The 22,120-nt window shown below is 64.8% G+C and carries 20 protein-coding genes; 10 read left to right on the top strand and 10 right to left on the bottom strand.

Annotation, left to right across the window (positions count from 1 at the left end):
• Positions 1–77: 77 nt before the first annotated feature.
• Entirely contained in the window at positions 78–404 is a 327-nt protein-coding gene (locus F8R15_RS01335) for a TIGR02300 family protein (protein WP_078519738.1), read from the bottom strand.
• 152 nt (positions 405–556) lie between these two features.
• Here F8R15_RS01335 and F8R15_RS01330 point away from each other — a divergent pair, with 152 nt between their 5' ends.
• The 5 genes from F8R15_RS01330 to F8R15_RS01310 all read left to right on the top strand — a co-directional run bounded on the left by F8R15_RS01330 (position 557) and on the right by F8R15_RS01310 (position 3,468).
• Positions 557–1,243, top strand: a complete 687-nt coding sequence (locus F8R15_RS01330; RefSeq protein ID WP_152843036.1) for a M48 family metallopeptidase — start codon at positions 557–559, stop codon at positions 1,241–1,243.
• A 31-nt stretch (positions 1,244–1,274) separates the two neighbouring features.
• Positions 1,275–1,931, top strand: coding sequence for a GntR family transcriptional regulator (locus F8R15_RS01325; RefSeq protein WP_078519736.1), 657 nt, complete (start codon positions 1,275–1,277; stop codon positions 1,929–1,931).
• Positions 1,932–2,113: 182 nt separating this feature from the next.
• On the top strand, positions 2,114–2,401 hold the full coding sequence (gene rpmB / locus F8R15_RS01320) for a 50S ribosomal protein L28 (protein WP_078519735.1): 288 nt from the start codon (positions 2,114–2,116) through the stop codon (positions 2,399–2,401).
• A gap of 133 nt (positions 2,402–2,534) precedes the next feature.
• Positions 2,535–2,867 (top strand): hypothetical protein, encoded by a 333-nt coding sequence (locus tag F8R15_RS21370; protein WP_172976136.1) that lies wholly within the window; start codon positions 2,535–2,537, stop codon positions 2,865–2,867.
• A 40-nt stretch (positions 2,868–2,907) separates the two neighbouring features.
• Positions 2,908–3,468 (top strand): copper chaperone PCu(A)C, encoded by a 561-nt coding sequence (locus F8R15_RS01310; protein WP_152843032.1) that lies wholly within the window; start codon positions 2,908–2,910, stop codon positions 3,466–3,468.
• 22 nt (positions 3,469–3,490) lie between these two features.
• On the opposite strand, the gene meaB is transcribed toward F8R15_RS01310, so the two are convergent.
• Entirely contained in the window at positions 3,491–4,477 is a 987-nt protein-coding gene (gene meaB / locus F8R15_RS01305) for a methylmalonyl Co-A mutase-associated GTPase MeaB (protein WP_078539792.1), read from the bottom strand.
• 130 nt (positions 4,478–4,607) lie between these two features.
• Here meaB and F8R15_RS01300 point away from each other — a divergent pair, with 130 nt between their 5' ends.
• From F8R15_RS01300 to F8R15_RS01290, 3 genes are all read left to right on the top strand, one after another.
• Positions 4,608–5,360, top strand: coding sequence for a DUF3108 domain-containing protein (locus tag F8R15_RS01300; RefSeq protein ID WP_152843030.1), 753 nt, complete (start codon positions 4,608–4,610; stop codon positions 5,358–5,360).
• 7 nt (positions 5,361–5,367) lie between these two features.
• Positions 5,368–7,818 (top strand): ATP-dependent helicase HrpB, encoded by a 2,451-nt coding sequence (gene hrpB / locus F8R15_RS01295; protein ID WP_368730988.1) that lies wholly within the window; start codon positions 5,368–5,370, stop codon positions 7,816–7,818.
• Positions 7,819–7,890: 72 nt separating this feature from the next.
• The gene (locus tag F8R15_RS01290) at positions 7,891–8,394 is read left to right on the top strand and encodes an acyl-CoA thioesterase (RefSeq protein WP_083079204.1); all 504 of its coding nucleotides are present in this window, start codon (positions 7,891–7,893) and stop codon (positions 8,392–8,394) included.
• Between the two features lie 92 nt (positions 8,395–8,486).
• Here F8R15_RS01290 and lpdA read toward each other — a convergent pair whose 3' ends face one another.
• The 6 genes from lpdA to sucC all read right to left on the bottom strand — a co-directional run bounded on the left by lpdA (position 8,487) and on the right by sucC (position 17,563).
• Positions 8,487–9,875 (bottom strand): dihydrolipoyl dehydrogenase, encoded by a 1,389-nt coding sequence (lpdA, locus tag F8R15_RS01285; RefSeq protein WP_152843026.1) that lies wholly within the window; start codon positions 9,873–9,875, stop codon positions 8,487–8,489.
• A 48-nt stretch (positions 9,876–9,923) separates the two neighbouring features.
• Positions 9,924–10,316 (bottom strand): MAPEG family protein, encoded by a 393-nt coding sequence (locus F8R15_RS01280; RefSeq protein ID WP_152843024.1) that lies wholly within the window; start codon positions 10,314–10,316, stop codon positions 9,924–9,926.
• A gap of 110 nt (positions 10,317–10,426) precedes the next feature.
• Entirely contained in the window at positions 10,427–11,962 is a 1,536-nt protein-coding gene (gene odhB / locus F8R15_RS01275) for a 2-oxoglutarate dehydrogenase complex dihydrolipoyllysine-residue succinyltransferase (RefSeq protein ID WP_152843021.1), read from the bottom strand.
• Positions 11,963–11,966: 4 nt separating this feature from the next.
• A complete protein-coding gene (locus F8R15_RS01270) occupies positions 11,967–14,924 on the bottom strand; it encodes a 2-oxoglutarate dehydrogenase E1 component (protein ID WP_078539784.1) in 2,958 nt (985 codons plus the stop codon).
• 552 nt (positions 14,925–15,476) lie between these two features.
• Positions 15,477–16,364 (bottom strand): succinate--CoA ligase subunit alpha, encoded by an 888-nt coding sequence (gene sucD, locus F8R15_RS01265; RefSeq protein ID WP_152843019.1) that lies wholly within the window; start codon positions 16,362–16,364, stop codon positions 15,477–15,479.
• Positions 16,365–16,369: 5 nt separating this feature from the next.
• Positions 16,370–17,563 carry an ADP-forming succinate--CoA ligase subunit beta gene (gene sucC / locus F8R15_RS01260; protein WP_078519722.1) on the bottom strand — a complete coding sequence of 398 codons (1,194 nt, stop codon included), beginning with the start codon at positions 17,561–17,563 and terminating at the stop codon, positions 16,370–16,372.
• Positions 17,564–17,798: 235 nt separating this feature from the next.
• On the opposite strand from sucC, the gene F8R15_RS01255 reads away from it, so the two are divergent.
• Complete coding sequence (locus F8R15_RS01255; protein ID WP_152843017.1) at positions 17,799–18,863, top strand: glycosyltransferase family 2 protein; 1,065 nt, start codon at positions 17,799–17,801, stop codon at positions 18,861–18,863.
• On the opposite strand, the gene F8R15_RS01250 is transcribed toward F8R15_RS01255, so the two are convergent.
• Positions 18,850–20,109, bottom strand: a complete 1,260-nt coding sequence (locus F8R15_RS01250; RefSeq protein WP_152843015.1) for a hypothetical protein — start codon at positions 20,107–20,109, stop codon at positions 18,850–18,852. The two genes, F8R15_RS01255 and F8R15_RS01250, sit on opposite strands and share 14 nt — an antisense overlap.
• Positions 20,110–20,178: 69 nt before the next feature.
• A complete protein-coding gene (gene mdh / locus F8R15_RS01245; RefSeq protein ID WP_078539780.1) occupies positions 20,179–21,141 on the bottom strand; it encodes a malate dehydrogenase in 963 nt (320 codons plus the stop codon).
• A 226-nt stretch (positions 21,142–21,367) separates the two neighbouring features.
• On the opposite strand from mdh, the gene F8R15_RS01240 reads away from it, so the two are divergent.
• Positions 21,368–22,111 (top strand): sulfite exporter TauE/SafE family protein, encoded by a 744-nt coding sequence (locus F8R15_RS01240; RefSeq protein ID WP_152843013.1) that lies wholly within the window; start codon positions 21,368–21,370, stop codon positions 22,109–22,111.
• The last annotated feature ends 9 nt before the right edge of the window (positions 22,112–22,120 follow it).

Here is a 22,120-nt window from a genome sequence, read left to right as displayed (position 1 = left end):
CAGGGTGCCGCGCCAAAGAAAAAGGCGCCACGGTTTCCCGTCGCGCCTTGATCAATGGTCCCGAGCGGCCCAGCCGATCAGTTGTCTTCCTTATCCTCGGTGCTGACATCCGCGATGTCATCGAGCGAGACATTGTCGTCATCGTCGTCGTCGTCGAGCAGATCGTCGTCGAGATCCACGTCACCGTCATCGGTGTCGAGATCGTCATCTCCGAGACTGACGTCATCGTCTTTCTGAGACGACGTCTTGTCGGTCGTAAGCGTACGACCGCTGCCCGAGGTCAGAGCCTCGAGGGTAAAGGTGTTGTTGCAGACCGGGCAGGTCATCGGGTCGTTATTCAGGTCGTAAAAGCGGCTCGCGCAATGCGGGCACAGACGCTTGACGCCCCATTCCTCTTTCGGCATGGAATTCTCCTGCGCACTTAATCCAGCAGAGTCGCAGCCACCTGCCACATGCCGGGCAGGGTGTCAAAGCCTTTTCGTGCCTTTTCTGGTCGGGCTGCGACCCGCGGGCCACCCCTCGCTGTCGAACCTTTCGGAGAAAGCTTCTGTCCCGCATGCCCCCCATTCCCGAACTGCCTGAGGTGGAGTTGGTTCTCCGCCGCTCCGGGCGCGCGCGCAGGTTCTCATTGCGGGTGTCGCGGGTGGACGGCCGGGTGGCGCTCACGATCCCGCGGGGTGCGTCCGAGCGCGAGGCTTTGGCCTTCGCGCGCTCGCAAACCGAATGGCTGCGCAAAACCCTCGGGGCGATTCCGCCCGCGCAGGCGGTACGATTCGGGCAAGGCATCCCCTTCGAGGGGCAGATGCTGACATTGGAGCCCGCACGGTTGAGCAGCCCGAAGATCGACGGCGCGCGGCTCTTGGTGCCCGAAGACCCCGCTCGGCTGGGGGTGCGGGTCGAGACCTTTTTCAAACACGCGGCCCGGATGCGGCTCCATGCGGCCAGCGCGCGCTATGCCTCCGAGATCGGGCGCGACTTCGCCAAGATCACGATTCGCGACACGCGCTCACGCTGGGGCTCGTGCAGCTCCACCGGGGCGCTGTCCTATAGCTGGCGGCTGATCATGGCGCCGCCGGAAGTGCTCGACTATGTCGCGGCCCATGAGGTCGCGCATCTCGAGGAGATGAATCACTCGCCTGCCTTCTGGCGCGTCGTCGAATCCCTCCGCCCGAGCTTCAAGTCAGAGCGCGCCTGGCTCAAGCGTGAAGGGTCCGCGCTGCATGCGATCCGGTTTCGAGATTGACCCCGGCTGCTAACGTGATCACAAAAAGCGCATGACCACGATTTCCACACGCCCCATCGAGACCGCCGCGCATGATCGGCTTTACCGCGCCTTGCGCCAGCAGATCATGGTGGGGGAGTTGCTGCCGGGCACCGCGTTGACGCTGCGGGGCTTGGGCAAGCAATACGGTGTCTCCATGACCCCCGCGCGCGAGGCGCTGCGGCGACTGGTGGCGGAAGGGGCGCTGACGCTGTCGAGTTCGGGCCGGGTGGCCACACCGGAACTGTCGAACGAGCGGATCGAGGAGTTGGCGGCGCTGCGCGCACTGATCGAGCCGGAGCTGTCGGCCCGTGCACTGCCGCGCGCCCACCTCGCGCTGATCGACCGTCTTGGCGCGATCAACGTCGCCAATGCCGAGGCCGTCGCGAAACAGGATGCGGTGGGCTACATCCGCACGAACCTCGAATTCCACCGCACGCTCTATCTGCGCGCGCAGGCGCCCGCGATGCTCGCGGTGATCGAAACCGTCTGGCTGCAGCTGGGGCCGACGATGCGCGCGGTCTACACCAAGCTGCAGCGCAACGAGCCGCCGCGCCACCACCGGATGATTCTCTCGGCACTGCGTGCGGGCGACGAACCGGCGCTTCGATTGGCCGTGCGCACCGATGTGACCCAGGGTTTGCGCCATCTGGCCCAGCGTGGCTGGTAAAACCGCCCCTTAAGCGATGCGTGAGGGGCATAAAAACGGCTTGGGCGACTTGACGCGAGACGCCATTGCCCGTATTCCGCGCCAACAGATTTTCGGGCGCTGCCATGCGGCGCCTTCTCATGTTGGGGCCGGGCGCGCGATTCGCGTAACTTCGGCCAGGTAAGAAACGAAGGAAGAATGCCATGTCGCGCGTTTGCGAACTGACCGGCAAGGGCCCCACGACGGGCAACAAAGTGAGCCACGCGAACAACAAGTCGCGTCGTCGCTTCCTGCCGAACCTGAACGATGTCTCCCTGATCTCGGACACCCTGGGCCAGAGCTTCAAGCTGCGCGTTTCCGCAGCCGGCCTGCGCTCGGTTGACCATCGCGGCGGTCTCGACGCGTTCCTCGCCAAGGCGAAGGATGCAGAGCTGTCGGTGAATGCTCTGAAGATCAAGAAAGCGATCGCGAAAGCTCAGGCAGCCGCCTGATCCTTTCCGGATCCACCGTTACAAAAACCCCGCGCCTCGGCGCGGGGTTTTTGCTTATGCGGCTTTATCTGCCGTATTTCCCTCCCTGCGTCGTCACGCTAGTGTGAGCGCCATGTGGAGGACGCGCTTCAAGTTGCCAATTGGGATCGCCGCGGCGCTCATGCTGGCCATGACCAGCATGACGATGGCGGTCGCACGCGGTCAGGCGCGCGTCGCGGGCGAGGTGGTGGTCTGCACCGGCTACGGCGTGACCACGGTCAGCGTCGATGTCGAGGGCAACCCGACTGGCCCCGCCCATATCTGCCCCGACATGGTGCTGGCGATGATGGCCGCCGTCGCGCTCGCGCCGGCTCTGCCGACACCGCCGAAGGGCGAGGGGCGCAGCGTCGAGACGGTGGAGCCCGAGGCCGCGCAGGCGCAGGCTGTCGTGGTGCCGCGCGCTCGCGGACCGCCCATGCCCGTCTGACCCCCAAACTTTCAGACGAACACACCCACAGGAGACGCAAATGATCCGCAAATACCTGATGAGCGCGGCCCTGATCGCCGCAGCTCTCCCCGCCTTCGCTGCCGAGCCGATCCAGATCCTCGATCCTTACGTCCGGGTTTCGACCCCAATGTCGAAATCGGCGGCGGCCTTCATGGAGATCAAGAATATCTCCGATCTCGACGATCGCCTTCTCTCGGTCAGCTCGAACGTCGCCGCGCGCGTCGAGCTGCACACCCACAAACAAGGGCCGAATGGCGAGATGCAGATGCTCGAGGTCAAGGAAGGCTTCGAGATCCCCGCGAAGGGCGAGCATGTCCTGCAGCGTGGCGGCGATCACGTCATGTTCATGGGGCTGAACCAGCCGCTCCATCAGGGCGACATGGTCACGCTCAACCTGCGCTTCGAGAAGACGGGTCTGATGGTCGTGGACATCCCGGTCGATCTCAACCGCGATCAACCCGCCGCGGCAACGCCGGAGAGCGCACCGGTCGCCGATCCGCAGATTTCACATGAAGACATGACCCACGGGGAGCCGGAACATACCGAGCCCACGTTGGACAAGAAAGAAAGCGATATGTGAGCGGGGCCGGGTAGGGCGGCGTTCAGCCGCCCAACTGCTCCAGCATCTCGGCTGCGGCCGCCGAGGCCGCGCTTTCGCCGCTGGCCACGGCATCGCCAAGCTCGCGCATCTTTGCCCGGATCTCCGGGTCCTGACGCAGTCTTGCAAGAAGTCCTTCGCGGACCTCGGCTTCGAACCAATGCCGCGCCTGCTCGGCCCGGCGCTGATCGAAATGCCCGTTCGCGCGCCGCCACTCGGCCAGCGCGGTCATCTCGTCCCAGGCCTTCTCCAGCCCGTTCTCTTCCATCGCCGAGACCGGCAGCGCCTTGGGGAAACCCTCGGGGTCCTGCGGCCGCTTGCGCAACAGGCGCAGCGCACCAGCGTAATCCGAGACTGTGCGCATCGCGGCCGGTTTCAGATCGCCATCGGCCTTGTTCACCAAGATCAGGTCGGCCATCTCCATGATGCCGCGCTTGACGCCTTGCAGCTCGTCGCCGCCCGCCGGGGCCATTAGCAGCACGAACAGATCCACCATCTCGGCCACGAGCGTCTCGGACTGGCCGACGCCCACGGTCTCGATCAGCACCACGTCGAAGCCCGCCGCCTCGCACAGCGACACCGCCTCGCGGGTACGCCGCGCGACGCCGCCGAGATGCGCTTGGCTAGGCGAGGGACGGATGAAAGCGTTCGGATCGCGCGACAGCCGCTCCATCCGGGTCTTGTCGCCCAAGATCGAGCCGCCCGAGCGCGCCGAGGACGGGTCGACCGCCAGCACGGCGACCTTCAGCCCCTTCGCGGTCAGCATCATCCCGAAGGCTTCGATGAAGGTGGATTTGCCTACGCCCGGTGTGCCCGAAAGCCCGATGCGCAGCGCCTGACGCCCTTCGCCCGCCAGCGTATCGAGCAGTTCGACCGCCTGCGCGCGATGCTCGGCCCGGCCCGATTCCACCAGCGTGATCGCTCGGGCCAAGGCGCGGCGATCGGAGGCCAGAATGCGCGGAGCGAGGTCGGCGGGGCTTTGTTTGGTCATCGGCAGGCTTTCGCTGATTTTGGGTATTCGTGTCAAAAATGACATCAGACGTGAAGACTTAACGGTTACTTGCCTGCACCCTGCGACCTATGTCCAGAGCCAATGGGAAATTCCTGACACGAGGATGCCAATGACATCTCTTTCGAACCGCTTGCCCCGCGCCTTGACCGCTGCGTTGACAGCGGCGCTGGTGATCGCGCCCCTTGGCGCAGCGCCCGCACGCGCCGAGCAAAGCGACAAGATCGTCTTCGATGTGGTGCTGAAAGGCATCCGCGCGGGGGAGCTGGCGATCAACGGCAAGATCACCGATGGCGCCTATGGCGCGAATGGTGTGCTGCAGACGGCTGGCCTCGTGGGGCTGCTGCGCAAGATCAAGTTTTCGGCCAGCGTCTCGGGGCTTCACGACGGCCAGAAATTCACCCCGCTCAAGTATTCCGAGGTGGACGACGCACCGGGGCGCAAATCCAAGCACCAGATCGTCTACAACAACGGCACGCCCGTTTCCGTCAGCCAGCAGCCGCCGCGCAAGCCCAAGCCCCGCGATGTCGATCCCGCGAAACAGGGCGGCACGGTCGATCCGCTGACCGCGCTTTATGCCGTGCTGCGCGATGTGCCGCGCGACGAGGCCTGCAAGCTTGACGTGAAGATGTATGACGGCGCGCGGCGCTCGCAGGTGCGCCTGTTCGATCCGAAGCCCGATGGCAAGAAGCTCGTCTGTTCGGGCGAATATCGCAGGCTCGAAGGGTTCTCGGAAAAGGACATGAAGGAAAAGAGCCGCTTCGCCTTCACCCTCTATTACGAGCCGAGCCCGAAGGGCGGTTTGCAGGTCGACAAGATCGAGACCGACACGCTCTATGGAAAAGGCCGCCTCACTCGGCAATAAGGGGCGGGTGAAAACAGACCGCCTCTCTCTCCCGATTGACGTGGTGCTGCCCGATCTGCGGGCGGCGCTGTCCACGCATTGCCGTGCGGTGCTGATGGCGCCGCCGGGCGCGGGCAAGACGACCCGCGTACCCCTCGCGCTGCTCGACCAGATCGAGGGCCGGATTGTCATGCTGGAGCCGCGCCGTCTGGCCGCGCGCGCCGCCGCCGAGCGCATGGCGGACACTTTGGGCGAAAAGGTCGGCGAGACGGTCGGCTACCGCATTCGCGGCGAGGCGAAGGTCTCGAAAACCACCCGGATCGAGGTGGTGACCGAAGGCATCCTGACCCGCGTGCTGCAATCCGACCCGGAACTGACCGGCATCGGCTGCGTGATCTTCGACGAATTCCACGAACGCTCGCTGAATGCCGATCTGGGGCTGGCGCTGGCGTGGGAAGTGCGCGGCGCGCTGCGCCCCGATCTGGCGCTGGTGGTGATGTCGGCCACGCTCGACGCCGAGCCGGTGGCGGCTCTCTTGGACAATGCGCCCATCGTGGTGTCCGAGGGCCGGGCCTATCCGGTGGAGACGCGCTGGCTGGACCGTCCGGTCGACAGTTCGATGCGGTTCGAGGCCGCGATGGCTGGACTTATCACCGAGGCCGCCGAGGCCACCGAGGGCAGCCTGCTGGCCTTCCTGCCGGGCGAGGGCGAGATTCGCCGTGTCGAAGCTCTGCTGAAAGGCCGCTTGGCCGATGACATCGCGATCCGCCCGCTGTTCGGCGCGATGGAATTCGCAGCCCAACGCGCCGCCATCGCGCCCGCGCCCTCGGGCCGGAAACTGGTGCTGGCCACCGCCATCGCGGAAACCTCGCTGACCATCGAGGACATTCGCGTCGTGATCGACGGCGGCCGCGCCCGCCGCGCGCGCTTCGACCCGAGCTCGGGCATGGCGCGGCTGGTGACAGAGCCCGTTTCGCGCGCCGAGGCCGAGCAGCGCCGGGGCCGCGCAGGGCGCGTGGCGGAAGGCATCTGCTACCGGCTCTGGACCAAGGGCGCGGAGGGTGCGCTGCCCGCCTTCGCCCCGCCCGAGATCGAGGTGGCCGACCTCACGGGCCTCGCGCTGGAACTCGCGGTCTGGGGAACGGAGGGCGGTGATCTGGCTTTCCTGACCCCGCCGCCCGCGCACGCGATGGCGGAGGCGCGCGCTTTGCTGGAAGAGCTCGGCGCGCTTAAATCGGGGCTGATCACCGAACACGGGCGCAAGCTCGCCAAACTGCCGCTGCATCCGCGCCTCGGGCATATGCTGTTGACCGCTGGCCCCGAGGCCGCGCCGCTCGCTGCCCTATTGGCCGAGCGCGATCCCCTGCGCGGCGCGCCCGCCGATCTGACTCTGCGCCTCAGCGCCATCCGCGACCCGAAGCGTTTCGAGGCGAACCATCCCTACACGCCCCATCGCGGCACGATCGAGCGTATCCGCTCCGAGGCGAAGCGGCTGGCCCGCCTCGCCCCCGAGACGCCCGAGACCTATTCGCCCGCCGAACAACTCGCGCTCGCCTATCCCGACCGCGTTGGTCTGCGCCGCAAGGGCGATGCGCCGCGCTACGTGCTGTCAGGCGGCAAGGGCGCTGTGGTGGCCGAGGGTGATCCGCTGGGCGCACAACGCCTGCTCGTGGTGAGCGATCTCGATGGCGATCCGCGCGAGGCGAAAGTGCGCCAAGGCATCGCGATCTCCGAGGCCGAGGTCCGCCGCCTCTTCGCCGATCAGATCGCGTGGCACGATGTCTGCGACTGGTCCAGGCGCGAGGGCCGGGTGATCGCGCGCAAGCACGAACGGTTCGGCGCGCTGGTGCTCGACGATCGCGTCTGGAAGGACGCTCCGCGCGAGGCATTGGCGCGCGGCGCGCTGGCGGGGCTGCGCCAGATCGGGCTGCCGATGACGCCAGCCGCGCGTCGCCTTCAGGCGCGGGTGGAGCTGTTGCGCGGGCAGGGGGCCGATCTGCCGGATTTCTCGGATGAGGGGCTGCTGGCTTCGGCTGAGGACTGGCTGCTGCCCTATCTCGGCAAGGCCCGGACCGAGGCCGATCTGCGCAAGCTGGACCTCACCGATCCGCTGCGTGCGGCGCTCGACTGGGAGCAGATGCAGCTGGTGGATCACTTGGCTCCTGCGCATTTCGAGACCCCTCTGGGCCGTCGCGTGCCGATCGACTACGCGGGCGAGGCGCCGGGGATCGAGATCCGCCTGCAGGAGATGTTCGGCGTCACCGCCCATCCCACGGTCGGCCCGAAACACCTGCCGCTGCGGATCACGCTGCTGTCGCCCGGCCACAAACCCATTCAGGTGACGATGGACCTGCCGGGTTTCTGGGAGGGCTCTTACGCCGATGTGCGCAAGGATATGCGCGGGCGCTACCCCAAGCACCCGTGGCCAGAAGACCCGCGCGAGGCCGATCCGACCCTGCGGGCCAAGCCGCGCAAGTAAGCTATGCGCACCGCGCGGATTGACCCGACGGGAGGCTTTCGCGCATATGGCCCGGGGCAACGAGGAAAAAACATGACCGAAACGCTGAGCTTCGAGGATCGCAAGCGCCTCGTGATGACCGTGCTGATGACGCCCGATCAGGCGAATTTCTCCGGCAAGGTGCATGGCGGCGCGCTGCTGAACTGGCTCGATCGGGTCGCGTTCTCGCTCGCCTCACGCTACTCACAGCGCTACGCGGTGACGCTGTCGGTCGATCAGGTGACCTTCCAGCAGCCGATCAATGTGGGCGAACTGGTGACGTTCCGCGCCAGCGTGAACCACACGGGCCGGACCTCGATGGAGATCGGCATCCGCGTCGAGGCCGAGAACATCACGGCTGGCACGCGGCGGCACACCAATAGCTGCTATTTCACGATGGTTGCGGTGGACGAGAACGGTAAACCCGCCGCGGTACCGAAGCTGGAGCCGGAGACGGCAGAGGAACGCCACCGCTGGCGCGCCGCCGAACTGCGCCGCGAACTGCGCCGGGAATTCGCCGCCAAGATGGACGCGGCGGCGGATCACGGCGAGGGGTGAGGCTGACTTCGTGATCGGTGTCGGGTCACCGTTTCAAACAAAAAGGGCGCCTCGCGGGGCGCCCTTTCGCATTTCTCTCGACCCTTGGCCGATCAGGCGTGGATCGCGCCGTCGCCGCAGGCGAGCGCGGCTTCGCGCACAGCCTCGGAGAAGGTCGGGTGGGCGTGGCAGGTCAGCGCCACGTCCTGCGCCGAGGCGCCGAATTCCATCGCCACGCAGATCTCGTGGATCAGGTCGCCCGCGCCGGGGCCGATGATGTGGCAGCCGAGGATGCGGTCGGTTTCCTTATCGGCGATCAGCTTCACGAAGCCGTCCGACTGGAATACTGCCTTGGCGCGGCCATTGCCCATGAAGGAGAACTTGCCGACCTTGTAGGCGCGGCCGTCCTGCTTGAGCGCCTCTTCGGTCTGGCCCACCGAAGCGACTTCCGGGGTGGTGTAGATCACGCTCGGGATCACTTCGTAGTTCACGTGACCATGCTTGCCCGCGATGACTTCGGCGACGGCCATGCCTTCGTCCTCGGCCTTGTGGGCGAGCATCGGGCCAGTGACCGCGTCGCCGATGGCGTAGATGCCCTTCGCGGAGGTCTGCCAATGCGCGTCGGTTTTCACCTGACCGCGCGGCAGCATCTCGACGCCGACGCCTTCGAGGCCCAGACCATCGGTATAGGGCTTGCGGCCGGTCGCGACGAGAACGGTCTCGGTCTCGATCGAGGCGTTGCTCTCATCTTTGCGCAGCTGGTAGTTCACCGTGGCCTTGCCGTTCTTCATGTCGACGCCCTGCACGGCGGCGCCCATGACGAATTTCAGGCCCTGCTTGGACAGGATTTTTTGGAAGTTCTTGGAGACCTCGCCGTCCATGCCGGGGGTGATCGCGTCGAGATATTCCACGACGGTCACATCCGCGCCGAGACGGGCATAGACCGAGCCCATTTCCAGACCGATGACGCCCGCACCGATGACGACCATCGACTTCGGGATCTTGTTGAGCGACAGCGCGCCGGTCGAGGTCACGACGGTTTTCTCGTCGATCTCGATGCCCGGCAGCGAGGACGGCTCGGAGCCGGTCGCGATCACGATCGACTTGGCGTTGTGGACGTCCTCGCCCACTTTCACCTTGCCGGCTTCCGGGATCGAGCCCCAGCCCTTGAGCCAGTCGATCTTGTTCTTCTTGAACAGGAACTCGATGCCCTTGGTGTTGCCGTCGATGACTTCCTGCTTGTAGGTCAGCATCTGCTTCCAATCGACCGAAGGCGATTTGCCCTTCAGGCCCATCTTGGCGAAGTTATGCTCGGCTTCGTGCAGCTGATGCGTGGCATGCAGCAGCGCCTTGGAGGGGATGCAGCCCACGTTGAGGCAGGTGCCACCGAGACTGTCACGGCCTTCGACACAGGCGGTTTTCAGGCCCAGCTGGGCGCAGCGGATGGCGCAGACATAGCCGCCCGGGCCGCCGCCGATCACGATCACATCATAGTCAGCCATTGTTCTTGCTCCTTGGATTGGGGCGCGAGGGGGCCTCGCGCCGGGAGGTCAGATCAGCGCGGCAATTGCCAGCGCCAGAATTGCGAAGAAGGAAAAGCCCCAGATGAGCGAGCGCCACGGCACCCAGCCCAGCAGATAGGACGGAATGTAGAGAACCCGCGCGATCAGGAAGATCCAGGCGAAGGCCGCAGTGGCGGCGCTCGACTGCCCGGTCAGGGCGATGACCAGCGCGACGGGGGCGAAGAGGATCAGCCCCTCGAAGGAGTTGTTCATCGCGCGCTGAATCCGGCCGAGCAGGGTCGAGATCGGCGGTGGCGTTCTGTCGCGCGGAGAAACAGGGTATTTCGTGCCGAGCTCGGTATTCGCCTTGACCGAATAGGCGATCATCAGCCCCAGATGGAGCAGGATCGCGAGGATGAGCACGGTGAGTTCGGGGGTCATGGGTCGCTCCCGGTGGAGAGGGCGGACCGGAGGGCTGTCTGCCCCCCGGACCCCCCGAGGATATTTGGATCAAGAGGAAGGGGCAGGGGGCTGCCGCCTTCGTCCCGGTCTTACAGGTCCATCAGCAGGCGGCGCGGATCTTCCAGCGCTTCCTTGACGCGCACGAGGAAGGTCACGGCGCCTTTGCCGTCGACGATGCGGTGGTCGTAGCTGAGTGCGAGATACATCATCGGCTTGATGACGATCTGGCCGTTCTCGACCATCGGACGTTCCTGGATCTTGTGCATGCCGAGGATACCCGATTGCGGCGGGTTGAGGATCGGCGAGGACATCAGCGAGCCATAGACGCCGCCGTTCGAGATGGTGAACGAACCGCCCTGCATCTCGGCCATCGAGAGTTTGCCGTCACGGGCGCGGGTGCCCATCTCGGCGATCGTCTTCTCGATCGACGCGAAGCTCATCTGGTCGGCATCGCGCACGACCGGCACGACGAGCCCGTTCGGGGTGCCCACGGCCACGCCCATGTGGACGTAGTTCTTGTAGACGACCTCGTTTCCGTCGATCTCGGCGTTGACTTCCGGGACCTCTTTGAGCGCGTGGCAGCAAGCCTTCACGAAGAAGGACATGAAGCCGAGCTTCACGCCGTGCTTCTTGTTGAACAGGTCCTTGTACTCGTTGCGCAGGTTCATCACGCCCGACATGTCCACCTCGTTATAGGTGGTCAGCATCGCCGCGGTGTTCTGCGAGTCCTTGAGGCGCTTGGCGATGGTCGCACGCAGGCGGGTCATCTTCACGCGCTCTTCGCGCGACGCGTCATCGGCATTGACCGGGCCGCGCGGCGCTTGCGAGGGCGTCGAGGCGACGTTGACCGACGCCTGCTTCGGCGCGTTTTCGGCCTTGGCCACGTCTTCCTTCATGATCCGGCCGTCTTTGCCAGACCCCTGAACGGAAGCCGGGTCGATGCCCTTCTCGGCCATCAGCTTCTTGGCGGAAGGCGCATCCTCGACATCCTTGCCGCCCTTCCCGCTGGCAGCGGGGGCTTCGGATTTGGCCTCCTCCTTCGCGGGGGCGCTGTCGGAGGTGCCACCGCTTTCGCCTTCGGCGATCACGGCAAGCTTGGCCGAGGCATCGACGGTCGTGCCTTCTTCGGCGACGATCTCCTTGAGAACGCCAGCCGCAGGAGACGGCACTTCGACGGAGACCTTGTCGGTTTCCAGCTCGCAGAGCATCTCGTCGGCCGCGACCTTGTCGCCAACCTTCTTGAACCACGTCGACACAGTTGCCTCGGTGACCGATTCACCAAGGCTGGGCACCATCACGTCGGTCATTTTTCCCTCATTCGATTGGGGCTGTTGGGCGGGTTTTTCCGCCGGTTTGTCTTCTTTCTTCTTCGGCGCGGGGCTGGCGCCGGCCTCTTCGATCGTCGCGAGAAGCGCATCGACGCCGACGGTCTCGCCTTCGGCGGCCACGATCTCGCCGAGCGTGCCGGCCGCGGGGCTCGGCACTTCGACGGTCACCTTGTCGGTTTCGAGCTCGCAGAGCATCTCATCTGCGGCCACCGTGTCGCCGGGCTTCTTGAACCAGGTGGCGACGGTGGCTTCCGTGACGCTCTCGCCGAGCGTGGGAACGCGGACTTCAGTGGACATCTATTCAACCCTCCAGTGCATCGTTGACGAGCGCGTCTTGCTCGGCCTTGTGGCGGCTTGCCAGACCCGTGGCGGGCGAGGCGGAAGCTGCACGGCCTGCATAGCGCGCACGGGCATGTTTCGCGTCGATCTTGGCGAGGACCCATTCGATATAGGGCTCGACGAAGAACCAAGCGCCTTGGTTCTTCGGCTCCTCTTGGCACCAGACGATCTCGGCATTCTTGAAGCGGGTCAGCTCTTTGGTGACCGCCTGCGCGGGGAACGGGTAGAACTGTTCCAGACGCAGCAGGTAGACATCGTCCAGCCCGCGTTCGTCGCGCTGTGCGAGCAGGTCGTAATAGACCTTGCCCGAGCACATCACGACGCGCTTGATCTTGTCGTCGGACTTCAGCTCCATTTCCGAGTTGCCGCGCTGCGCGTCGTCCCAAAGCACGCGGTGGAAGCTGGACCCGGTGGTGAAGTCTTCCGTGGTCGAGACCGCCTTGGGGTGACGCAGAAGCGATTTCGGCGTCATCAGGATCAGCGGCTTGCGGAAGTCACGGTGGATCTGGCGGCGCAGAATATGGAAGTAGTTCGCCGGCGTCGTGCAGTTCGCGACGATCCAGTTATCTTCCGCCGACAGCTGCAGGAAGCGCTCCAGACGGGCCGAGCTGTGCTCGGGGCCCTGACCTTCGAAGCCGTGCGGCAGCAGGCAGACGAGGCCCGACATGCGCAGCCATTTCCGCTCGCCCGAGTTGATGAACTGGTCGAACATGATCTGCGCGCCGTTGGCGAAATCGCCGAACTGCGCTTCCCAGAGCGTCAGAGCCTTCGGTTCCGCCAGCGAGTAGCCGTATTCGAACCCGAGCACCGCATATTCGCTGAGCATCGAGTCGATCACCTCGTAGCGGGCCTGACCCTCACGGATGTTGTTCAGCGGGTAGTAGCGGTCTTCGTTGTCCTGATTGACCAGCGCCGAGTGGCGCTGCGAGAAGGTGCCGCGGGTGGCATCCTGACCCGACAGACGGACCGGGTAGCCCTCGGTCAGGAGCGAGCCGAAGGCCAGTGCCTCGGCGGTCGCCCAGTCGAAGCCCTTGCCGGTCTCGAGCATCTGCTTCTTGTTGTCGAGCAGACGCCCGACCGTCTTGTGCAGCGCGAATTTCTCAGGCGCGGTCACGAGCGCCTTGCCGACCTCTTCGAAGGTCTCGGGCGCAATCGCGGTGGTGCCACGCTCGTATTCGCTCTTTTCCTGCTCCATGCCGGACCAGCGACCGTCGAGCCAGTCGGCCTTGTTCGGCTTGAAGACCTTGCCGGCTTCGAACTCCTCGTTGAGATGCGACTGGAACGAGGCTTTCATATCCTCGATCTCGCCCTCGGGGATCAGGCCGTCAGCCACGAGACGCTCGGTGTAGAGCTGCAGTGTGGTCTTGTGGGTCTTGATCGACTTGTACATCACCGGGTTGGTGAACATCGGCTCGTCGCCTTCGTTGTGACCGAAGCGGCGGTAGCAGAAGATGTCGATGACCACGTCCTTGTGGAACTTCTGGCGGAACTCGGTCGCGACGCGGGCTGCGTGCACGACGGCCTCCGGATCGTCGCCGTTCACGTGGAAGATCGGAGCTTCCACCATCAGCGCGAGATCGGTCGGGTAGGGCGAGGTGCGCGAGAAGTGCGGCGCGGTCGTGAAACCGATCTGGTTGTTCACGACGAGGTGGATCGTGCCGCCCGTGCGGTGGCCGCGAATGCCCGAGAGCTGGAAGCACTCGGCCACGACGCCCTGACCGGCGAAGGCCGCATCACCGTGCAGCAGAACCGAGACCACTTTGGAGCGGTCCGAACGGTCGGCCAGCTGGTCCTGCTTGGCGCGGACCTTGCCGAGTGCGACCGGGTTCACCGCTTCGAGGTGCGAGGGGTTTGCGGTCAGCGACAGGTGGACCTTGTTGCCGTCGAACTCACGGTCGGCGGAAGCACCGAGGTGGTATTTCACATCGCCCGAGCCGTCCACGTCCTCGGGCTTGAACGAGCCGCCCTGGAATTCGTGGAAGATCGCGCGGTAGGGCTTTTGCAGCACGTTGGCGAGGACCGAGAGGCGACCGCGGTGGGGCATGCCGACCACGACCTCCTGCAGGCCGAGCTGACCGCCCCGCTTGATGATCTGCTCCATCGCGGGGATCAGCGCTTCGCCGCCATCAAGGCCGAACCGCTTGGTGCCCATGTATTTGACGTGCAGGAACTTCTCGAACCCTTCCGCCTCGACGAGCTTGTTGAGGATCGCGCGGCGGCCGGTCTTGGTGAAGGTGATTTCCTTGCCGTAGCCTTCGATCCGCTCTTTCAGCCAGGCCGATTGCTCGGGGTCGGAGATGTGCATATATTGCAGCGCGAAGGTGCCGCAATAGGTGCGCTTCACGATATCCATGATCTGGCGCATCGAGGCGATCTCGAGGCCGAGCACGTTGTCGATGAAGATCGGGCGATCCATGTCGGCATCGGTGAAGCCGTAGCTCTTCGGATCGAGCTCCGGATGCTGACCGGTTTCGCGCATGTTCAGCGGATCGAGATCGGCGGCGAGGTGGCCGCGGATACGGTAGGCGCGGATGATCATGAGCGCGCGGATCGAGTCCAGCACGGCACGTTTGACCGCGGCCTCATCGACCGGAACGCCAGCCTCGGCGGCCTTCTTCTTGATCTTGTCGCCAGCGGCCTTGCCCTCGGCGGGGGCGGCGGGCCATTCGCCGGTCAGCGCGGCGGTCAGGTCGTCGGCGACCACCGGCGGCCAGTCGCGACGCTCCCAGCTTGCGCCTTCGGCGGATTTCTTCACGTCCTGATCGGGATCACCGAGCGAGGCGAAGAAAGCAGCCCATGCGGTATCGACCGAAGAGGGATCTTCGGCGAACTTGGCATAGAGCTGCTCGACATATTCGGCATTCGCGCCTTGCAGGAACTGCGAGGCATTGAACTGGTCGTTGGGGGATTGGTCGGTCATTTTCCTCACCTTCGGTCGGTGAAACAGGGATCTGTGGAACTCGAACGTCTATCAGCGGCCCATTGAACGGTTGGTTAAACGCTGGGCGCGTGTGGTGGCGGGGTCACGCGGCGCGCGAACGCCCTCGCGACGGATACAGGGGTGGAACGGGACATGATGTAGGGTCCTTTCCTTCGCGCGCGGGGCCATCACGGATACTCCGAAACGGGCACCTGCAGTCCCGGGCATATTGCCTTCTGGGTCAGTGATGTAGGTGCTGATGTCAGGACTTCCATGCAGGGCAGGGATGCGCGTGGTCTGAACTGCGACCGGTGAGCGGACGACCGCGACCGGAGCGAGGCCGCCAGGGGCGGGCTTTCCGGTGCGTTTGGCGACGCACTCCGTCGCAAAAAAAGACCGGCCCCCGTCGCTGCTTTCAAGCAGGGCGCATGCGACCGTCCCCGAAACGGGGAGGGAGGCGCGCCGTGCGATCCGCAGCGACATGGGTCCGGTCCTTTCCTTGGTCAGGATGCAGGGCCGCGTGCGCCGCGACCCCGCCTGTCTCAATAGGGCTTATTCGCCCTTGATCGCTTTCATCACAGCTTCGCCCAGCGTGGCGGGGCTGTCTGCGACGACGATACCAGCCGATTTCATGGCTTCGATCTTGGATTCCGCATCGCCTTTGCCGCCCGCGACGATCGCGCCGGCGTGGCCCATGCGGCGGCCGGGAGGGGCCGTGCGGCCAGCGATGAAGCCAGCGGTCGGCTTCCAGCGGCCCTTCTTGCGCTGCTCGGCGAGGAATTCCGCGGCTTCTTCTTCCGCCGAACCACCGATCTCACCGATCATGATGATCGATTCCGTTTCCGGGTCGTCGAGGAACATGTCGAGCACGTCGATATGCTCGGTGCCCTTGATCGGGTCACCGCCGATGCCGACGGCCGAGGACTGGCCCAGACCCATATCGGTGGTCTGCTTGACCGCCTCATAGGTCAGCGTGCCCGAGCGCGACACGACGCCGACCGACCCACGCTTGTGAATGTGGCCGGGCATGATGCCGATCTTGCAGGCGTCGGGCGTGATGACACCGGGGCAGTTCGGGCCGATCAGACGCGACTTGGAGTCGATCAGCGCGCGCTTGACCTTCATCATGTCGAGGACCGGGATCCCCTCGGTGATGCAGACGATCAGTTCCATTTCCGCGTCGATCGCTTCGAGGATCGAGTCAGCCGCGAAGGGCGGCGGAACGTAGATAACCGAGGCGTTCGCTTCGGTCTTGGCTTTCGCCTCGTGGACCGAGTTGAAGACCGGCAGGCCGAGATGCTCTTGGCCGCCTTTGCCGGGGGTCACGCCGCCGACCATCTTGGTGCCGTACGCGATTGCCTGCTCGGAGTGGAAGGTGCCCTGCGAGCCGGTGAAGCCCTGGCAGATGACCTTGGTGTTTTCGTTGACGAGAACTGCCATGATTCTTAGCCTTTCACCGCTTTGACGATTTTTTCTGCGCCATCCGACAGGTTGTCGGCGGCGATGACGTTCAGGCCGGAATTCGCGATGATTTCCTTGCCTTTTTCGACGTTGGTGCCCTCGAGGCGGACGACCAGCGGCACTTCGAGGCCGACTTCCTTCACCGCGGCGATCACGCCTTCGGCGATGATGTCGCAGCGCATGATACCGCCGAAGATGTTCACGAGGATCCCTTTGACGTTCTTGTCCGAGGTGATGATCTTGAACGCTTCGGTCACTTTCTCTTTCGTGGCGCCACCGCCAACGTCGAGGAAGTTCGCCGGTTCCGCACCGTAGAGCTTGATGATGTCCATCGTGGCCATTGCGAGGCCAGCGCCGTTCACCATGCAGCCGATCTCACCGTCGAGCGCGATGTAGTTGAGGTCGTATTTCGACGCTTCGAGCTCTTTGCTGTCTTCTTCGGTCTCGTCGCGGAGCGCGGCGATGTCCGAGTGACGATAGACGGCGTTGCCGTCGAAGCCGAGCTTGGCGTCGAGAACCTTGAGGTTGCCGTCGGTCATGACGATCAGCGGGTTGATCTCGAGCATCTCCATGTCCTTCTCGACGAAGGCTTGGTAGAGCTTGCCGAGCAGGCCGACCATCTGCTTCACCTGCGGGCCTTCGAGGCCGAGCGAGAACGCGACGCGGCGGCCGTGGAACGGCTGGTAGCCGGTTGCCGGGTCGATCGAGAAGCTGAGGATTTTCTCGGGTGTGTTCGCCGCGACTTCCTCGATGTCCATGCCGCCTTCGGTCGAGGAGACGATCGAGACGCGCGAGGTCACGCGATCGACGAGCAGAGCGAGATACAGTTCGCGCTCGATGTCGGAGCCGTCTTCGATGTAGATGCGGTTGACCTGCTTGCCCGCCGGGCCGGTCTGGTGCGTCACGAGCGTCTTGCCGAGCATCTGCTTGGCAAGCGTTTCAGCCTCTTCGACCGATTTGGCGAGGCGGACACCGCCCTTTTCGCCGGCTTCGGCCTCCTTGAAGTGGCCCTTGCCGCGACCGCCGGCGTGGATCTGCGCCTTGACGACCCAGAGCGGACCATCGAGTTCGCTGGCTGCGGTCTTCGCTTCTTCGGCCTTGAGGACGACACGGCCGTCCGAGACCGGTGCGCCATAGCTCTTGAGAAGCTGTTTGGCCTGATATTCGTGGATATTCATCCTTGGATACCCCATGCTGGTGCGATTTGAGGGGGTTCTAGGCTGTTAAGCGGGGCGGACAAACCGAAATCGCGACATTCTGCCCCACTCGCCCGGAAAAAGCGACATACGTGATCACAGCGCGGAAAGGTGTGATCACAAATCGGAAAATGCTGCGCTGTGGCATGGGAGCACTGGCACGACTCGGTTAATTGAACCTATCTGCGCAGAGGGCATCGGCAGGGATCGATTTTAGATGACGCAAGGGCAAGATATGCCGCGCTGGGGCGTGGTGGCGACGGTAGACGAGCCCGCGGCGCTGGTGGCCGCCTATGTCGCGCATCATCTGAGCATCGGCGCGAGCGAGGTCCACGTCTTTTTCGATCGTCCGAACCCCGAAGCCGAGGCGCTGCTCGCCCCGGTCGACGGCGCGTTCATTCACCATTCCGGCGATGACGACTGGGCGCGCAGCTGGCGCAAGAAACGCCCCGCGCGCCATCAGGGCCGCCAGAAATACAATGCGACCCGCGCGCTGAACGAAACCAAGCTGGATTGGATGATCCATTGCGACGCGGACGAGTTCGTGAGCCTCGCGCGCCCGCTCGAATGGGAGCTGGCGAAGACGGGCGAACAGAAAGCGTGGCTGCGTCTCGAAGTGGACGAGCGCTGCTATCTCGACCGCAACCCCGGCCCGGACATCTTTAGCGGCGTGTTCCGGCGGCGCTGGGACGGATTTCAGGACGACGGGCTGATGTTCTACGGCTTCCGCGCACGCTTTCTGAAGAAGGGTCTCGCGGGCCATGTCGCCGGAAAACCGGTCGTGCGGGCCGGGCGCGGCTATGCGATCGGGGTGCATTACCCGCTGAAAGACTGGGGCAGCAAGGAAAACGATCTGCCCTATCGGCCCAGCTATAACGGGCGGCTGATGCATTTCGACGGGCTGACGCCGTTGCACTTCATCCTCAAGATGCTGCGCCGCGCGACGACCAAGGTGAAGGGCCAGCCCGTTCCCTATGTCGGGTCCCGCAAGGCGCAGTTCGCCGAGGCCGCCGAGCGCGCCGCCGATCCCGCCGAGCTGATGAGCCTCTGGTGGGAGGTGCAGGGGATGCGCGATTACGAGGCCGACGAGCTGGAAGCCCACGAGCTGCTGATCCGGCCCGAAGTGAAGATCGCGGCTGAGACCCGCGCGCTGTTCGGTGACAAGGTCGATCTTTCGCCCGCCGCCTTCGATCGCGCGCTGCTTCTCCATGAGGCCGAGCTGATCGCGCGGCTGCGCGAGGAATTCGGTTTCGACCCGGAGCCGCTCGTCAGTTCAGCGTGAACATCATCATGCCGGTCCGTCCGCCAACCAACCGCGAAAAGCGCGTCCAGTTCTCGGGTGTCAGCATCGGCGTATCGGTAAAGAAAGGATCGAGCGCCCAGCCCTGAACCACCCCGGTCAGCGGCAGCGGAGTGGGATTTTCCAGCCACGCCCCCAGATCGACCCCGACCGGCACACGCCAGAAGGGGAAGGACTTCTCGCTCGTCAGCAGCGCCTCGCCATCGCTCAGCACGCCCCGCCATGTTTCTCCCAGACCGTCGGGAAATTCCACGCCAAGCGCCTGATCCTGCGCGTCGCTCGGAATCCACTCCGCCTGATTGTCGGTCTCGGCCTCAGCCAGATCCCAGAACTGCCGGTTATCCGCAATCATCGCCAGCCAATGATCCCGCGCGGCACGGGTGCGCGTCGGATCGGGCTGCTGGTGGAGCATGTCGAGCACCGCCGCCGCCGGGTCGATGAAGCTGAACATCATCAGACCGTCCATCGACGTGGCTTGTCCGGTCCCCATCGCCTTGTCGCGCGCTTCCACGAGTTTCGCATAGGTGTCCATCACGCGAGCGATGGCCGGTTCAGGGTCGAAGGCGAGGGTCAGCTCGCCCACGCCCGAGACCAGATGCGTATAGGCCGACAGCCAGGCCGCATCCGCATTGTCGAAGCGCACGATCCGCGAGGCGCCCGGGGCGGCCTCGGGTGCGCGGGGCATGAAGGCACCGCGCAACAGCGTCACCGCGTCCTCGCCGTCGTCACGCGTGCCATTGCCGTTCAGGTCAAACCAGAGATCGTTCAGGTCGATCGCAAGACCGAACTCCGGTCCATCGGCCAGCCCGTCGAGCGCGGTGTTGGCGCGATCCATGCCGGCGATCAGAGCCTCGCTTTCGCGCGGGACCGCGTCGGCGGTGAAGGTTTCGCGCGGCGCGTCGCGCCTGCCCGGAAGGTTGCCCACGAAGGGCATCAGCACACGAGCACCGCCCGCTTCCAGCTGCCAGCGCATCGTCGCCTCGAGGCTCGCGAGGAATTCCAGCCCGCCGAGCGCGAAACGGTCCTTCGGCGCGAGCGCCTCCTGCGATTGCAGATCGGCCAGCACAGGCGCGATCCCTTCCGCCGCGATCCGCGCCGAAATCGGATCGGCGGCAGGTGCCTCGCTTCGCGCGATCTTGGCGGTCACCGGCCCGTCCTGCGCATGCGTGATGAGAGGGGAAAAAGCGAGCACGGCGGCAAGGCACGTGACGAGACGGGCGGAACACATGGCACTCTCCAAAACAAAGGGCGCGCCTACGAAGGCGCGCCCCAAGTTTGGATCAGTCGTGTTTTTCGATCAAGCGAGCGTGCTGTCGATGCCTTTGCAGGCGGCCACGAGGCCTTTGACTGCGTCGACCGACTTGTCGAACATCGCCTGCTCGTCCTTGTTGAGCTTGATGTCGATGACCTTCTCGATGCCTTTGGCACCGATCACGGTCGGCACGCCGACATAGAGACCGTCGAGGCCGAGCGCACCTTTGACGTAAGCCGCGCAGGGCAGAACGCGCTTTTGGTCTTTCAGGTAGGCTTCCGCCATCTCGATCGCCGAGGTGGCCGGGGCATAGAAGGCCGAACCGGTCTTCAGCAGGCCCACGATCTCTGCGCCGCCGTCACGGGTGCGCTGGATGATCGCGTCGAGCTTCTCCTGCGTGGTCCAGCCCATCTGCACGAGATCGGGCAGCGGGATGCCACCGACGGTCGAGTAGCGTGCGAGCGGCACCATCGTGTCGCCGTGGCCGCCGAGCACGAAGGCGTTCACGTCGCGCATCGAGACGCCGAATTCCAGCGACAGGAAGTGACGGAAGCGTGCCGAGTCCAGAACGCCCGCCATGCCGACGACTTTCTCTGCCGGCAGGCCGGAGAATTGCTGCAGCGCCCAGACCATGGCGTCGAGCGGGTTGGTGATGCAGATGACGAACGCGTCCGGTGCGTGGGCGGCGATGCCTTCGCCGACCGATTTCATGACCTTGAGGTTGATGCCCAGCAGATCGTCGCGGCTCATGCCCGGCTTGCGCGGAACGCCAGCCGTCACGATGCAGACATCCGCGCCCGCGATACCGGCGTAATCGTTGGTCCCTTTGAAGGAGCCGTCGAAGCCCTCGGACGGGCCCGATTCCGCGATGTCGAGCGCTTTGCCCTGCGGCGTGCCTTCGGCGATGTCGAACAGAACAACGTCGCCGAGTTCCTTGATGGCAGCGAGATGGGCGAGCGTGCCGCCGATCTGGCCGGCGCCGATGAGGGCGATCTTGGGTCTGGCCATTTGGTCCTCCGGGTGGATGGATTGGATAAAACTGACGCAGGTGGAGTAGCCCTTTGGCCAGCAAAGGGCAAGGGCGCTGCGCTGCGGCGTGGCTATCTGTATGCACTCGTATGCAGAAACTGGTTCCGCACACTGACCCGCGGTTCCGTTTCTTCACGCGCCGTGTCAGCAAGGGGCCGAGACGGGGCAGAGCGATTCTGTGACCCGCAGCGAAGGGAGCACAGGAATGGAGTTGAGCCTGCTCGGTTGGGCGCTGGCGCTGCTCGCCGCAGTGATGGTGGGGCTGTCGAAGGGCGGCGTTCCGATGGCCGCATCGCTCTCGGTCCCGATCCTGACGATCGTCATGGCTCCGGTCGCGGCGGCGGGGCTTTTGCTGCCCGTCTATATCGTCGCGGACATGTTCGGCCTCTGGGCCTATCGCAAGGAATTCGACAAGCGCGTGCTCGCAATCATGATCCCGGCCACGACGCTCGGGATCGGCATCGGCTGGGCCACCGCCGAGATCGTGCCCGAACGCTGGGTGACGCTAATGGTCGGGGTGATCGGCGCAGTCTTCGCGCTGAACGCGCTGTTCCGGCATCGGCATGGCGCACGGCAGGAGGCGAAAGTCGCGCCGGGCCTCTTCTGGGGTACCATCGCGGGCATCACCAGCTTCGTCAGCCATTCCGGCGCGCCGCCCTTTCAGGCCTACACGATTCCGCTGAACCTGCCCAAGCAGGTCTTCGCAGGCACCGCGACGGTGCTCTTTTCCTATGTGAACCTCGCGAAGCTCGGCCCCTATATCGCGCTGGGCGAGGTGAACTGGGACAGCCTCGACACCGCGCTGATCCTGGCGATCCCCGCCTCGGCCTCGGTGTTCCTTGGCGTCTGGCTGGTGAAACGCATGCCCACGGAGATCTTCTTCAAGGTCGTGATCTGGGCGCTTCTGCTGATCTCGCTGAAGCTGATCCAGCAAGCGATCACCGGGTGAGGGCGGCGC

It is taken from the genome of Thioclava sp. JE_KL1 (assembly GCF_009296265.1).
GTDB lineage: Bacteria > Pseudomonadota > Alphaproteobacteria > Rhodobacterales > Rhodobacteraceae > Thioclava.
Note: the sequence above shows the minus strand (reverse complement) of the source record. Positions and strands in the feature narration are given on the sequence as shown.